At 71.7% G+C, this 13,731-nt stretch carries 12 protein-coding genes; 5 read left to right on the forward strand and 7 right to left on the reverse strand.

What is annotated here, in order from left to right:
• Window positions 1-347 precede the first annotated feature (347 nt).
• Window positions 348-1,415 carry an alcohol dehydrogenase catalytic domain-containing protein gene (locus tag DI573_RS09920; RefSeq protein ID WP_292813494.1) on the forward strand — a complete coding sequence of 356 codons (1,068 nt, stop codon included), beginning with the start codon at window positions 348-350 and terminating at the stop codon, window positions 1,413-1,415.
• Window positions 1,416-1,441: 26 nt separating this feature from the next.
• On the opposite strand, the gene DI573_RS09925 is transcribed toward DI573_RS09920, so the two are convergent.
• Both DI573_RS09925 and DI573_RS09930 read right to left on the reverse strand, forming a co-directional pair.
• Complete coding sequence (locus tag DI573_RS09925; RefSeq protein ID WP_292813497.1) at window positions 1,442-1,765, reverse strand: hypothetical protein; 324 nt, start codon at window positions 1,763-1,765, stop codon at window positions 1,442-1,444.
• A 25-nt stretch (window positions 1,766-1,790) separates the two neighbouring features.
• Window positions 1,791-2,447: a helix-turn-helix domain-containing protein gene (locus tag DI573_RS09930; protein WP_292813499.1), complete on the reverse strand. Its 657-nt coding sequence runs from the start codon at window positions 2,445-2,447 to the stop codon at window positions 1,791-1,793.
• A gap of 122 nt (window positions 2,448-2,569) precedes the next feature.
• On the opposite strand from DI573_RS09930, the gene DI573_RS09935 reads away from it, so the two are divergent.
• Window positions 2,570-4,054, forward strand: a complete 1,485-nt coding sequence (locus tag DI573_RS09935; protein ID WP_292813502.1) for an MFS transporter — start codon at window positions 2,570-2,572, stop codon at window positions 4,052-4,054.
• Window positions 4,055-4,121: 67 nt separating this feature from the next.
• Complete coding sequence (locus DI573_RS09940) at window positions 4,122-4,946, forward strand: hypothetical protein (RefSeq protein WP_292813504.1); 825 nt, start codon at window positions 4,122-4,124, stop codon at window positions 4,944-4,946.
• Here DI573_RS09940 and DI573_RS09945 read toward each other — a convergent pair.
• The 5 genes from DI573_RS09945 to DI573_RS09965 all read right to left on the reverse strand — a co-directional run bounded on the left by DI573_RS09945 (window position 4,930) and on the right by DI573_RS09965 (window position 11,676).
• On the reverse strand, window positions 4,930-5,712 hold the full coding sequence (locus DI573_RS09945) for a DNA alkylation repair protein (RefSeq protein ID WP_292813507.1): 783 nt from the start codon (window positions 5,710-5,712) through the stop codon (window positions 4,930-4,932). The genes DI573_RS09940 and DI573_RS09945 overlap by 17 nt on opposite strands.
• A 41-nt stretch (window positions 5,713-5,753) precedes the next feature.
• Window positions 5,754-6,854, reverse strand: a complete 1,101-nt coding sequence (locus tag DI573_RS09950; protein ID WP_292813509.1) for a DNA alkylation repair protein — start codon at window positions 6,852-6,854, stop codon at window positions 5,754-5,756.
• 180 nt (window positions 6,855-7,034) lie between these two features.
• The gene (locus tag DI573_RS09955; protein WP_292813510.1) at window positions 7,035-7,997 is read right to left on the reverse strand and encodes an NAD-dependent epimerase/dehydratase family protein; all 963 of its coding nucleotides are present in this window, start codon (window positions 7,995-7,997) and stop codon (window positions 7,035-7,037) included.
• Complete coding sequence (locus DI573_RS09960) at window positions 7,994-10,642, reverse strand: alpha/beta fold hydrolase (protein WP_292813512.1); 2,649 nt, start codon at window positions 10,640-10,642, stop codon at window positions 7,994-7,996. Before DI573_RS09960 ends, DI573_RS09955 begins: the two co-directional genes overlap by 4 nt.
• 11 nt (window positions 10,643-10,653) lie before the next feature.
• Window positions 10,654-11,676, reverse strand: coding sequence for a 3-oxoacyl-ACP synthase III (locus DI573_RS09965; protein ID WP_292813515.1), 1,023 nt, complete (start codon window positions 11,674-11,676; stop codon window positions 10,654-10,656).
• A 192-nt stretch (window positions 11,677-11,868) separates the two neighbouring features.
• Between DI573_RS09965 and DI573_RS09970 the strand changes: the two genes are divergently transcribed.
• Together DI573_RS09970 and DI573_RS09975 are read left to right on the forward strand one after the other, a co-directional pair.
• Window positions 11,869-12,903 (forward strand): ABC transporter substrate-binding protein, encoded by a 1,035-nt coding sequence (locus DI573_RS09970; protein ID WP_292813517.1) that lies wholly within the window; start codon window positions 11,869-11,871, stop codon window positions 12,901-12,903.
• A gap of 79 nt (window positions 12,904-12,982) precedes the next feature.
• On the forward strand, window positions 12,983-13,731 hold a 749-nt coding region (locus DI573_RS09975; protein WP_292813518.1), incomplete at its 3' end, for an iron chelate uptake ABC transporter family permease subunit.

Here is a 13,731-nt window from a genome sequence, read left to right on the forward strand (position 1 = left end):
ACTGCCCGCTTGTCCCATCGTCTTGCCCGTAGGCCGGTCGATCAGCGGAGACTCCCGCACGGTCACCGGGATCTACGGGCTGCCGCGCCCAAGGGTGTCGCGTTTACCTAGCCCGCTGAAGAATTGCGCTCAGGTACGCCCTACGCGACACCAACTCGGCGCCCGCGCCACCTCCGGCGAACTGCAGAATCAATGGCACGCAAAGCGTCGGAGACGATCCCGGCGGTGTCGGCGGCATCCGAGATTCCGCTGAATCTCGCCACAGAATCAATGGCACATCCGACATATTCATTGTCATCGGACAGATGCAATAGTTACTCCCACCACAACCCGAGGAGCCCTCCCGTATGCTCGCGACCTTCATGTACGGCGCCCGTGACGTTCGCGTCGAGACCGTTCCCGATCCGATCATCAAGAGCCCTACCGACGCGATCGTCCGCACGGTGCGGACGTGCGTCTGCGGGTCCGATCTGCATCGCTACCACGGGATGGAACCCTCGAACGAGGGGCGCCCGATGGGCCACGAACTCATCGGTGTGGTCGAGGAGGTGGGGGCCGCCGTGCGGAGCGTGCGGCCCGGAGACTTCGTGATCGCGCCGTTCTCGTTCCAGGACAACACCTGCGTATTCTGCCGCGAGGGGCTGCAGACCTCGTGCGTGCACGGAGGCTGGTACGGCGGTATCGAGACCGGGGGGCTGCAGGCAGAGCGTGCCCGCGTCCCTCTCGCCGACGGGAGCCTCGTCACTGTGCCGGACCTCGACCCCGCCTCCGCCGACGAGAGCATGCTGGCATCCCTCCTCACCCTCTCGGACGTGTATCTCACCGGCTACCACGCCGCTCACATGGGTCAGGTGGAACCCGGCAAGACCGTGACCGTCATCGGTGACGGTGCCGTCGGGCTCTCCGCCGTTCTCGCCGCGTCGCAGCTCGGCGCGGAGCGGATCATCCTCATGGGTCGGCACACGGCCCGCACCGACCTCGGCCTCGAGTTCGGTGCGACCGACGTCGTCGCGGAACGAGGCGACGAGGGCATCGCGAAGGTCATGGACCTCACCGACGGCGAAGGGTCCCATATCATTCTCGAAGCCGTCGGCCACATGCCCGCCTACGAGCAGGCGTGCGGCATCGTCCGTCCGGGCGGGATCATCTCCCGAGTCGGCGTGCCGCAATACGAAGACGCGCCCGTGGGGTTCGGATCGCTGTTCGGCAAGAACGTGCGGCTCGCCGGCGGACCCGCCCCCGTGCGCGCCTACATGGATGCCGCGATCCCGCAGGTGCTCTCGGGTGCGATCGATCCTGGACGAGTCTTCGACCGCACCATGCCGCTCGTCGACGTGGCTGCCGGCTACAGGGCGATGGACGATCGCGAATCGCTGAAGGTCATGCTCACGGTCGCGACCCCCTCCGTCACGTGATCACGGGGCGGTCCGTTCGACATCGGTCAGCCCGCGCTCTCGGCGGCGGCGAGGATCTCGCGCATCGTGTCGAGGGTGATCTCGTCGGTCTGCCCGTCCACCCTCTCGTGGGCGATCATCCCGAGCCCCAGCCCGGCGAGGTAGTCGCAGGCCTTCTCGAGCCGCGGGGCGACCTCATGATGATCGGGACCGAACAGGTCTGCACTGTAGACGGGTTCGCCCGCCAGGATCGAGCGTCGCAGCTCGTCGCGTGAGCGCCCGGTGATGCGGTACAGCGCGCCGAGGACCTCGCCGGGCAGGTCGGGGGTGCCATCGATCGTGATCGAGAGGGCGCTGTCTGCGGTGCTCATCCGACCATCACAGCACACCGCGCGCTCACTGGCCGAGAAAGAGGCCCCGCCGCGTCTGCTCGTCCAGCGGCAGGGGTGGTACCGGGTCGTCGCCGGGGTGCGCCGCGTAGCCGTCGAGAAGCACGTGGGCGCACCGACGCCAGGCGGCGGGCCCGAGGTGGCGGGTGCGGTCGGCGACGGTGCCGACCATCATCATGAACAGATCGACGTCGGCCGCGGCGAAGCCCGCGCGCACTGCTCCCTCCGCGCGCGCCCGCGCGATCACCGCATCCCACGCCTGCAGAAGCTCGCGCACGCGATCATCGCGTCGCGCGCGGTCGCCGACACGGAACAGCGTCGGAAACAGGCCGCGGTCGACGGCGCGCAACTCGGCCGCCCCCATCATCAGCTCGCGCAGCGCCTCGGCGCCGGAGGAGCGGGTGGATGCTGCCGCCACGAGCTCCAGCATCCCTCGAAGCTTGCTCGCGGTCAGTTCCTCGATCAGCGCGTCCTTGTCCGGGAACTTGCGGTAGACCGTGCCCACTCCGACACCGGCCTCGCGCGCGACGTCGTTGAGCGAGGCCTCGACCCCGCGTTCGGCGAAGAGGCGTGCGGCGGCGTCGAGGATCTTCTCGCGATTGCGCGCGGCGTCCGCGCGCAGGTTCGATCCGGGGGCTGCGTCGTCGGCGCCGGGCGAGGTCATGCGGTCAGTGTACGCCGAACCTGCGCTTAAGCGGAGTCGCAGCATCCGCTTATCCACTACGCTGAAGAGCACGTCCGACGGGGTGCGTCGCACTCGTTCCTCCTCGAAAGGCGCGTCTCGTCATGACGATGACCCAGAATCACCCCGTAGTCGCGGGCCCATCCCCGTCCCGCCCGGCGAAGGATCGTCGATGGCTGACCCTGTGCGTGCTCGCGCTGACCCAGCTGGTCGTCGTGCTCGACGGCACGATCGTCAACATCGCGCTGCCCCAGGCGCAGGCCGAGCTCGCCCTGACCGACGGGCAGCGGCAGTGGGTGGTCACGGCGTACGCGCTGGCATTCGGCGCCCTGCTGCTGCTCGGCGGGCGCATCGCGGACTACTGGGGTCGCAAGCGCACATACCTCGTGGGCATGATCGGGTTCGGCATCGCGTCGGCGTTCGGCGGCATCGCGCAGAACGGCATCGAGCTGATCATCGCCCGAGGCCTTCAGGGCGCGTTCGCGGCGATGCTCGCCCCCGCGGCGCTCGCCCTGCTCACGGTGACCTTTCCGCACGGCAAGGATCGCAACACGGCATTCGCCGTCTTCGGTGTCATCGCGGGTGCGGGCGCCGCCGTCGGCATGCTGCTCGGCGGCGTGCTGACCGAGTTCGCGGACTGGCGCTGGTGCCTGCTCGTGAACGTGATCTTCGTCATCGTCGGCTTCATCGGGGGTGTGCTCCTGGTGCGCGAGAGCAAGGCGGGCGGAGAGAACACCTACGACATCTGGGGTGCCGTCACCGTCACCCTCGGGCTCGGTGCGCTGGTCTACGGCTTCAGCCTCGCCGAGACCGGGTGGGCGACGCTGGGGACCATCGGATTCCTCTCGCTCGGCGTTGTTCTGCTGGCGCTGTTCGTCTGGCTCGAGACGCGGGTGGCGCAGCCTCTGCTCCCGCTGCGCGTCGTGCTCGACCGGGTGCGCGGCGGCGCGTTCCTCATCCAGGCCATCGTCGGCACCGTCATGATCGGCGCCACGCTCTACCTCGCCCTGCATCTGCAGATCGTGCTCGGGATGTCGCCGCTGCAGGCCGGGCTCGGCAGTCTGCCGATGACGTTGGCGATCATGGCGACGGCCCCGGTTGCGACGCGGATGCTGCGGGTCATCGGTCCGCGTCCGCTGATGATCACGGGGCCGATCATCGCCGCCGCGGGTCTGCTCTACCTCGCCGCGCTGACCGCCGACGGCAACTACTTCGTGCAGATCCTTCCGGCGCTCCTCGTGCTGGGTGTGGGGATGGCGTGCATCTTCGTGCCCGTGCAGAACCTCGCCCTGAGCGGCGTCGAGCCGCACGACGCCGGGGCGGCCTCGGCGACGGCCAACGCCTCCATGCAGATCGGCGGCTCGATCGGCCTGTCGGTGTTCACGGCGCTGTACGTGTCGGCATCCGAGTCCTCGTTGAGCGCGGACCCCGGGGCGCAGCTGGAGGCGCTGACGGCCGGGTACTCCGTCGTCTTCTTCGCGGCGGCCGTTGTCATGGTCGTCGCCGCGGTCGTCGCCCTCGTCTTCATCCGCGGCTCGAAGGAGGAGTTGGCTCCCACAGAGGGCGCCGCGGCTGTGCATCTGGGCTGAGCCCCGGCGCCGACGCCCTCCGGCTCCGCGCGCACGCGTGCGTAGGCTGGTGCGGGGGAGGGTGCCGATGGACGAGTCGACGGTGAGCGAGTTGCGCGCCCTGCGCGCGCGTGCATATGGTCCCGAGGCGGACATCGCCGACGATCCCGCGAGGCTTCGGCGCCTCGAGGAGCTCGAGGCCATCGCCCGCGCGTCCAGGTACTCGGCCGGACGCGACGAACCCGCAGCGGAGCCCGATCCGGCCGTGCCGGTCGTCGCCGGGACGTCCGCAGATGCGGGGGGCCCGCGTCATCGTGCACCCGAGCCAGGGTGGGAGGCCGAGGCCGGGCCCGAACCCACCCCGAGCGCTGTGCAGTCGGACGTGACACCGACGCGCCGTGAGCAGCGCCGGTCGCGGCTCGTGATCGCCTGGGTCGCCTCGCTCGTGATCGCCGTGCTCATCACCGCGATCGTGACCGGCGTCGTCTCGCGTCGGGTGCAGGCCGACCCCCGGGAGGTCGGCGTACTCGGCATCGACCCGTTCGCGGAGCTGCCGGAGATCTTCGCCGGATGGCAGTGCGGTGGTCCGGATTGCGACCCGGAGGATGTCGCCGGCGAGGCCTTCGCCGGGTTCTTCGGCCTCGCGATCTATCGCATGCCGGGCGGGTGGACGGGCGGGCGGGTGGGTGACGAGTGCCTGCTGATCATGGATGCCGCCTCGATCGAGCCCGAGTCGAACTCTTTCTCGGGTCCGATCTACTCGGGGTGCGCCGCGGGCGGTTTCGCCGCGACGGTGCAGTTGTCGGTGACATCGGAGCTCCCGGATGAGTTGCGCGACGAGTTCGCCGAGGGCACGGGACTGCGATTCATCGAGGACGGAGACGAGGTCGTGGTTCTCAGCGACGCCGAGTGAGCGGATCCCGGCGGGGAATCGCGCGGAGCCGGGCGCGCTCATCGGGCCCGAGGTGCTCGGTGGCGTAGCTGAGCATCGTACGTGGCATCGCGTCCGCGTGCTCGTCGAGGAACGCCATCAGCTCACCACGGTCGACCCGCTTGCCCACTTCACGCAGCATCCATCCGGTCGCCTTGTGCATGAGAGGTTCGGGGTCCTCGAGCAGTGTGCGGGCCAGGCGCAGCGTGGGTTCGGCGTCGCCGGCCTTGATCCACGCGAAAGTCGCGATCATGCCGATCCTGCGCTCCCAGAGGAGTGTGCTCGCCGCGAAGCGGTCGAGCTCGGCGAACGCGACTGCTTCGGATTGATCGCGCAGCCACCGACCGACGAGGATCTCAGCGCTCGAGTCGACGATGTCCCAGCTGTCGATCTCGCCCCGGGCGGCCGCCTGCAGGTAGGCGTCGTGGAGCCGATGGCGGACGTCGTCATCTCGCGATCGCGGCCGGCTCGCCCGCTCGACCTGCGCGACCATCACAAGAACGGCCGCCAGGCGATGCTCGTGCACGGGGCTGGCCAGCAGCTCGCGGATCTCGGTGAGCGGGAGGCCGGCGTGCCGTCCCACCGCCGCCCTGATCGCGGGAACACTCGCGCCGACGAACACGTCGCCCTCGCCGTACTCTGCGGGGCCCGTCTTGAAGAAGCGCTGCATGACGGCTGCCCGGGCGGGGTCGGCGTGCGCGTCGATCGCACCCGCGAGCGCGGCCGCGGTGAGCGGTGACTCATCCACCCGAGCAGGTTAGCAACGCGGGCGGACGGGGTCGCCCGCGATCACGCCTCGGCGAGCAGCTCGAAGGCCGCGGGCTCGCTCATGACGCCGTTCACCTGCAGCGCAATCGCGTGCGCGCCGGGGTAGTAGCGCCGCGTCGTGATCGCTCGGAACGAATGGCGACGCTCGATCGCGAGGGTCTCACCCGGCGCCAGGTCGCGGACCGCGATCTTGAATGTCTTGCTCGTCTGGGAGCCGTTCGCTCTGCGGTGGAAGACGACATAGTCGACCGCGACGCGGGCGGCGACGGTGCCGGCGTTGCGCACCCGCCCCGCGAACCCGATCGTGCCGCCGAACGGGACCTCGGCACCCGACAGCCGCGGCCCCTGCACCTCGAGCGCATCGCCCGTGAATCCGAGCAGGGCGAGGGCCCCGGCATCCCCCCGCTTCACGAGGGTGCGGAGGGCATGGCGCACGACGGATGCTGTCGTGGCATCCGGTTCGGCGAGCCACCGCGCCGCGGTCTCGGTTACCAACTCGGCGTTCTCGCGGCTGAGGTCGTTGAGGTGGTTTGCGACCGAGCGGCGCACGATCTCGTCGGGATCGCGGTACAGGGCATCGAGGATCAGAATGGTGCGCTGCGGCTCGCGGAGGAGCGCCGGCACCCGGACCGCCCACGGCGGGTAGGGTCTCGTGCCCTCGCTGGCGAGCCGGCGCACCGCGGGGTCGGCCGCGCGCGTCCAGGCGAGCGCGTGATCGAGCGCCCGGTCGAGATCGGCGCGCAGCAGGGTGCGGATCGCGAACTCGGAGGTGAGGCGCCCGGTCAACTCGGCGAGAAGGGCCGTACCGTCATCGAACGCCGCCTCGGACTCGTCGGCGGCGCGAGTGGCGACCGCGAGGGTGACGGGCCAGATGAGCCACCCCCTGAAGCCCGGATCGAGCGCGGCACGGCGAACGACGGCGGCCAACGCCGCGTGGTCGCCGGGCACATCGTCGAGGAGAGCGTCGCGCAGAAGGTCGGCGCGGGCGCCGAGCGGCAGCGGCGCGAGGGACTCTGCCGCCTGGGCGAGGGCGGGCGCGTCGGTGTCGGGTCGGGCGGCGCGGATGGCGCGCACGAGCGCGCGCGCCTCGTCGGCGCCCAGGAGCTCATCGGCGAAGGGCATGCGTCCGTTCTATCGCGGCCCGCCGACATCCCTCACCCTGTGTCGAACTCGGCCGGCTGCCCGGGTGTGCACAGCTGCGGACGCGACATCGCGACACGCCGGCGCACCGCCTGGAACCCCGGCGTGTCGCGCTCGAGGTCCGCAGTTGTGCACGGCGCGACCCGAGCCCTGGCGCCGGGGTCAGCGGTGGGTGGCGAGCCGCCGCAGACCCTCGTCGATCGACACCGCGGGCGCCCAGTCCAGCGCACGGCGCGTCTCGCGCTGGTCGAACCAGTGCGCGGTCGAGAGCTGTTCGGCCAGGAACCGCGTCATCGGGGGCTCGTCGTGGCCGGGGCGCACCGCCCACACCCGCTCGATGAGCGATCCGGCGGCGCGGCCGAGCGATGCGGGCACGCTCCATCGCGGCGGGCGCACACCGGCGGCGAGGCAGATGCCCGCGAGTAGGTCGCCGACGGGGCGGGGCTCGCCGTTGGTGAGTACGAAGGCGCGGCCGTGCGCGGCATCCATCCGCCCCAGCGCCGCGACGATGCCCGAGGCGGCGTTGTCGATGTAGGTCGAGTCGATCAGCGCGGTGCCGCCGTTCAGCAGCGGCAGCCGGCCGCGGCGGGCGCGGTCGACGATGCGGGCGACGAGCTGCGTGTCGCCCGGCCCCCACACCAGGTGCGGACGGATCGCGGTGACCCGCATCGCGGCGCCGTCGCGCGCGAGCGCCAGCAGCTCTGCCTCGGCCTTGGTGCGCGCATACTCGCCGTGCGCGCGGGCGGGCGCGGCGGTGTCGGCTCCGGCGCCGGCGAGCGCCGTGCCGGTGTGCGCGACCGACGGCGAGGAGACGTGCACGATGCCCGTGACGCCTGCCGCGAGCGCCGCATCGAGCAGCGCGATCGTCGCGTCGACGTTGACCGCGCGGAACTCGCGCGGATCGCCCGCGAGCGAGACCTTGGCGGCGAGGTGCACGACACCCTCGACTGCCTCGAGAGCCCGCTCGACGAGGGCGGCATCCGTGACCGAACCGAGCACGTCGGTGGCACCGGGCACGCCGGAGGGCCGCCTCTGCAGCGTGCGCACCTCGTGCCCCTGCGCGACGAGTTCGGCGGCGACCGCGCGGCCGAGGAACCCGGAGGCCCCGGTCGCCAGTACGATCACGGCGCCACCGGCCGCTCTCCCGCGAGGGTGCGCTCGGCCCACGCCGACAGGCGGGTGCGATCGATCTTGGAGTTGTGCCGGATGTCGGTGGGCAGGGCGGCGACGACGAGCACGGCGACGATCGGCGTCGCCGTCGACGCGCGGACGGCCGCCGTGAGCTCGGGGTCGGCGAGGGCTGCTCGGGATGCCGGGGGCAGCGATTCGACGACCGCCACGGTCTGCTGGAGTCCTCGGGGTCCGACGCCGACGATCGCCGCGCGGCGCACACGGTCGACGCGCTCGATGTCCTGTTCGGGGCCGACGGGGGCGAGGGGACCCTCGGAGGTGACGAGCACGTGCGGAAGCCGGCCCTCGATCCAGAGCCGCCCTCGCGCGTCGAGGTGCCCGATGTCGCCCGTGCGGTGCCACCGGCCCTCGCCGCCGGCACCCGCCGAGGCGTCCGGCGTCTCGCGCAGGGCGGCGCGGTCGGTCAGCCACAGCCGGTCGTAGCGGTCTTTCAGGTGCGGGGCGCTCACGAGCACCTCGCCGAGCAGGCGCGGCTCGGAGCTCGGCTCTCCGGTCGCCCGGCCGTCGTCGTCGAGGGCGCTGATGAGCACGCGGTTCGCCCCGATCGGGGCGCCGACGAGCACCCCGCGGTCGGGCGCGGCCGCGCCGTCGCGGATCTGATCGAGCGTGACGTCCGTGACGAGGAGGCACTCGGTCATGCCGTAGGGGGTGTGCGCGCTCGCGTTCGGCATGAGCGCGCCGATCGCCTCGAGCAGCCCCTGGCCGACGGGCGCGCCGGTGGAGAGGAACGCCTCGACCCGCGCGAGCGCCGCGCGGTCGTCGGCGGTCAGCGCATCGGCCGTCGCGACGACGTTGAGCACGGCGGCGGGGGAGAGGAAGACCATGCGCGCGTCCGAGGCGCGGACGGCGGCGGCCACGGCTCGCGCCGTGAGGGTGCGCGGCGCCGACACGTCCATGTCGGGTGTCGCCGAGCGCGTGCCGAGGGCGGGCCCCAGCAGCGCGAACGGGGCGAACCCCGTGACCAGGCCGGTCTCGGCCGTGACCTCGAAGTGCGCGGCGAGCACGTCGCGCAGCGCTGCGAGCTGCCCGTGCGTGTAGGCGACGCCCTTCGCCGGACCCGTCGAGCCCGACGTGAAGAGGATCGCGGCGGGGTCGTCGGCCGCCGGGGCGGGCGGCAGCGGCGCCCCGCGCCCGAGCGCTGCGACATCGGCGAGGCACGTCGCGACGCCGAGGGCCGCCGCGCTCACACGCGGCAGCCGCGCGGTCGAGATGCGCAGCCCCGGCCAGCCGAGCACACGGGCGGCGGTGAGCCCGGGGACCTCGCCGATGATGACGTCGGGCCAGGCGCCGCGCACCGCGCGGGTGAGGCCCTTGACGCCGAGGCCGGCGTCGGCGACGACGACGACGGCGCCCAGGCGCAGGCAGGCGTAGACGATCGCCGACAGCGTGGGTCCCGGCGGAACGAGCAGCGAGACGCGGTCGCCGGGTCGCACCCCCATCGCCGCAAGTCCTGAGGCGAGCTGCCGCACGCGCTCGTTCAGCTGCCGCCAGCTCACCCGCAGCGGTTCGGCTGCGCCGCCCCGCGCCATATCGATCACGGCGCTGTCGTCGTCGTCCGCGCGCGCCTCGAGCCCCCGCCAGATGGGCCTGAAATCGGTGTCGGAGGCCGCTGCCGAGGGGGCGACGGCATCCACCCCCACCGCCACCCTCTCGTCGAGCCACGCGAACACGGCGTCCGTGTAGGGGCGGTCCTCGGCGACGAGGTGACCGGCGCCCTCGAAGCGATGCACGTCGGCGTGCGGCAGGCGGGTTGCGAGATCGTCGAGGTAGCGGTCGCTGAAGATCGGGTCGCGCGGCCCCCACAGCATCAGCGCCGGCACCGTGAGCGCCGCGACGCCCTCGGCGATGCGCTCGAGCTCGGCGAAGCTCTCGTGCCGGGCATCGACCGGGATGTCGGCGACGAAACCGCCGATCCCCGCGCGACGGGCGGCGTCGGCATAAGGTGCGCGGTAGGCGTCGCGCACCGCGTCGTCGAGTCGGGGCGAGGCCAGGGCGAGCGTCGTGTCGAGGAACGCCGTGGTGTGCACGGTGGATGCTGCCAGCATCCCTCGTGCGCCGGCCACGCGCAGCGGGGCCGGGATCGGCACGCCCTCGGGGTGATGCACGGCGGTGTTGAGCAGCGAGACGCCGGCGAGCTCGGCGGCATGGTCGATCGCCCAGCCGAGGGAGACGACGCCGCCCCAGTCATGGCCGAGCGTCACGACCGGGCCCTCGAGCCCGAGTGCCGCGGTGAATCCGGCCAGATCCTGCACGCGCTGGGCGAGCGGGCGGTGCATCCCGGTGCGTTCGGAGTAGCCCATCTCGAGCTGGTCGACCGCGATCACCCGCCACGCGGGTGCGCCCTCGGCCGCCCGGCGCGCGGACTCCGCGACCGCGGCGCGCCACAGGTACGACCAGGTCGGATTGCCGTGCACCGCGAGGATCGTGCCCGCGGGCGACGCGCCGTGCTCGTCGAGGTGAGCCCCCGAATCGAGGAAGTGCCACGTGCGATGGGCTCCGGCATCCGCGCCCCGCCCCGGAACGGACAGCAGGCGACTGTGCCGCGTGTCGAGCCCGGGCAGGCTGGGGGGTGGAAGCATCGCGGCCTGGGTCACCAGGCGAGCTCCATCATGGCCGTGTTCAGGCCCGAACCCACACCCATCAGCAGCACGCGGTCGCCGCGCGCGAGCGTCTTCTGCTCCTCGGCGAGCGTGATGGGGATGGAGGCGGGGCCGACGTTGCCCAGGTGCGGGAAGGTCGTGGGCACGCGTGAACGATCCAGCTTCGCGGCCTTGACGATCGCGTTGGTGTGCACCGACGAGACCTGATGGGTGATGTAGCGGTCCATGCTCGACCAGTTCCACTCGGGTGCCGCCTCTTTCCACGCCGAGACGACGAGGTCGAGGCCGCCTTTGAGCAGGGCCTTGGCGTCGGTGAACATGCCGTCGACGCTGCCGACGCACAGCTCGTGGAACTGCGTCGCGGCACGCGTCACGCCGCCGAGGATACGGTGGCCCTCGGGGTGCTCGTCGGCGCGGCCCAGCACGGCCGCGGCCGATCCCGAACCCAGGGTGAGGGAGGCGAACTCGCTCATGAAGCCGTCGCGATCGACGTCGGCGTTGACCAGACGATTGATCGTGTTGACCTGGATGTCGTCGGCGTCCTCGCCGTTGACGACGATGGCGTAGCGGATCTGACCCGACTCGATCATGCTCGCCGCCAGGCTCATGCCGTTGACGAAGCCGAGACAGGCGTTGGCGACGTCGAAGTTGATCGCCGACGTCGGCAGGCCGAGGCCGTGGTGCAGGCGCACCGCGACCGAGGGCTCGAGGTGCTTGCGGGTGACCGAGGTGTTGATGAGCAGGCCCACATCGGCGGGGTCGACCCGCGCCTCGGCCAGCGCGCGCGCACCGGCCTGGATCGTCGCCTCGTCGGTGGCCTCGCCCGCGGCCCAGTTGCGTCGCTCGATCACGCCGGCGACGCGCTGGAGGAGACCCGGGCGCAGCTTCAGCCGCGCGAGCGCGCTCGAGAGGCGCTGCTCGATGTCTTCGGACGTCGTCACCCGCGAGGGCAGGACACTCGCGACCGACAACAGCGAGACGTTGTCGAAGCGAGTGGTCGCATTACCGGCCACTGAACCTCCGTCGGCGGACGTGCGCGCCCGCGTCACCCAAAGGACTAACTTTACGCGCTCGACATATCCCCGGGGGCATATGCGGGTGGCTGTGGCGCCGCACCCGTGCGCAGAGGACGGCGAGTTAGGGTAACCTACCCAAAGCCCGCCTCACTTAGGCTTGGCTAACCAACATCACCAGGAGATCACAGCATGAGCTCGTACCGCCCGCTGCTCGCGGCATCCCTGACCGTCGTCACCGCCCTCGCGCTGGCCGGGTGCGCCACCGGCGCGGCCACAGAGGAGAGCGCCTCGCCCGAGAGCGCCCCCGAAACGGTCACCGTCGAGAACGCCCGGCCCACTCTGACCCTCGTCGAGGAGGACGGCGAGTCCTCCTTCCAGGAGGACCGCGAGGTCGCACGCGAGTCGGTCGAGGTGCCCTTCGCACCCCAGGCGGTCGTGACCTTCGACATCGCGACACTCGACACGCTCGACGCGATCGGCGCGGGCGACTCGGTCGTGGGCATCCCGGACGTCGGTCTGCCCGACTACCTGTCGCAGTACGCAGACCTGCCCAAGGTGGGCACGCTCTTCGAGCCCGACTTCGAGGCCGTCGCCGAGCTCGAGCCCGACCTGATCGTCACGGCCGCGCGCAGCACGGGCCAGTACGACGAGCTGTCCGAGATCTCGACGACCATCGATCTGACCGGCACCTACGGCGGCACGTTCGACCCCGCCGCGGGTCTCGAGCGCGCCGCGCAGCTCGGCGAGATCTACGGCCTCGAGGCCGAGGTCGACGAGCTCACTGCCACGATCGAGGAGCAGGTCGAGACGATCCAGGGCGCGGCCGAGGGCACCGCCCTCGTGCTCTCGGTCTCGGGCGGTGAGTTCGGCGCCTTCGGCGAGGGCTCGCGCTTCGGGTACTTCTTCGACGAGCTCGGCTACACCCCCGCGGTGCCTGCCGCCGAGCTTCCCGGCGCCGAGGGTTCGCCCCACGGCGACACCGTGACCAACGAGTTCATCCTCACGGCCGACCCCGACTGGATCTTCGCGTTCGACCGCGGCGCCGCGACGGGCGAGGGGTCGACGGCCGAGGCCACCCTCGACAACGAACTCGTCGCGCAGACGACCGCCGCCACCGAGGGCCAGATCGTCTACCTGCCCGCGAGCGAGATCTACATCGTCATCAACGGCCTGACCGCGATCCAGAACGTGCTCGAGACGGTGCACGAGGCCGTCGCCGGCTGATCCCGGCGATGCACGCACCGACAGCGGGGAGCGCCGAGTCCTGACCCGCCTCAATCCCGCCGCGCTGATCGTCGCGGGGGTGGCCCTTGTCGCCGCCCTCGCGACGATCTCGCTGTTCATCGGCGTCGCCGAGCTCGACGCCTTCATCCTCTTCGCCAGCCGCGTGCCGCGCACGGTGGCGCTCGTGCTCGCCGGGGCGGCCCTCGCGATCACGGGCCTGATCATGCAGCTGCTCGTGCGCAACCGCTTTGTCGAACCCGGCACGACCGGGGCGACGGATGCCGCCTCGCTCGCCCTGCTCGCGCTGCTCCTGCTCGCCCCCGCCATGCCGATCTGGCTCATGGCGCTCGTGGCGTCGGTGGGCGCGCTGGCGGGGGTCTACGGCTTCCTCGTGCTCGCGCGACGCATCCCCGCCCGATCGAGCGTGCTCGTGCCGATCGTCGGCATCCTCTACGGCGGGGTGATCGGCGCGGTGACGACATTCATCGCCCTGCGCACCGAGATGCTGCAAGAGCTGCTCAGCTGGAGCATCGGCGACTTCTCGGGCGTGCTGCGCGGCCGCTACGAGATCCTCTACCTGGCCGCGGCCGCTGCCCTCATCGCCTGGATCGTCGCCGACCGCTTCACGCTCCTGGGTCTCGGCGACGACGCCGCCCGGGGCCTCGGGCTCGAGACGCGCGGCGTCATGGCGGTCGGTGTCGCGATCATCGCCATCGTGACCGGCATCATGCTCGTCGTCGTCGGAGCGCTGCCCTTCCTCGGCCTCATCGCCCCCAACATCGTCAGCCGTCTCATCGGCGACAACATGCGCCGCGCCGTGCCGCTCGT

The organism is Microbacterium sp. (genome assembly GCF_003248605.1).
GTDB lineage: Bacteria > Actinomycetota > Actinomycetes > Actinomycetales > Microbacteriaceae > Microbacterium.

Bases quoted from the DNA above. Each gene is read 5' to 3' on its own strand.
- DI573_RS09920 (WP_292813494.1), top strand. From the start codon at position 348: ATGCTCGCGACCTTCATGTACGGCGCCCGTGACGTTCGCGTCGAGACC.
- DI573_RS09925 (WP_292813497.1), bottom strand. From the start codon at position 1,765: ATGAGCACCGCAGACAGCGCCCTCTCGATCACGATCGATGGCACCCCC.
- DI573_RS09930 (WP_292813499.1), bottom strand. From the start codon at position 2,447: ATGACCTCGCCCGGCGCCGACGACGCAGCCCCCGGATCGAACCTGCGC.
- DI573_RS09935 (WP_292813502.1), top strand. From the start codon at position 2,570: ATGACGATGACCCAGAATCACCCCGTAGTCGCGGGCCCATCCCCGTCC.
- DI573_RS09940 (WP_292813504.1), top strand. From the start codon at position 4,122: ATGGACGAGTCGACGGTGAGCGAGTTGCGCGCCCTGCGCGCGCGTGCA.
- DI573_RS09950 (WP_292813509.1), bottom strand. From the start codon at position 6,854: ATGCCCTTCGCCGATGAGCTCCTGGGCGCCGACGAGGCGCGCGCGCTC.
- DI573_RS09960 (WP_292813512.1), bottom strand. From the start codon at position 10,642: ATGCTTCCACCCCCCAGCCTGCCCGGGCTCGACACGCGGCACAGTCGC.
- DI573_RS09970 (WP_292813517.1), top strand. From the start codon at position 11,869: ATGAGCTCGTACCGCCCGCTGCTCGCGGCATCCCTGACCGTCGTCACC.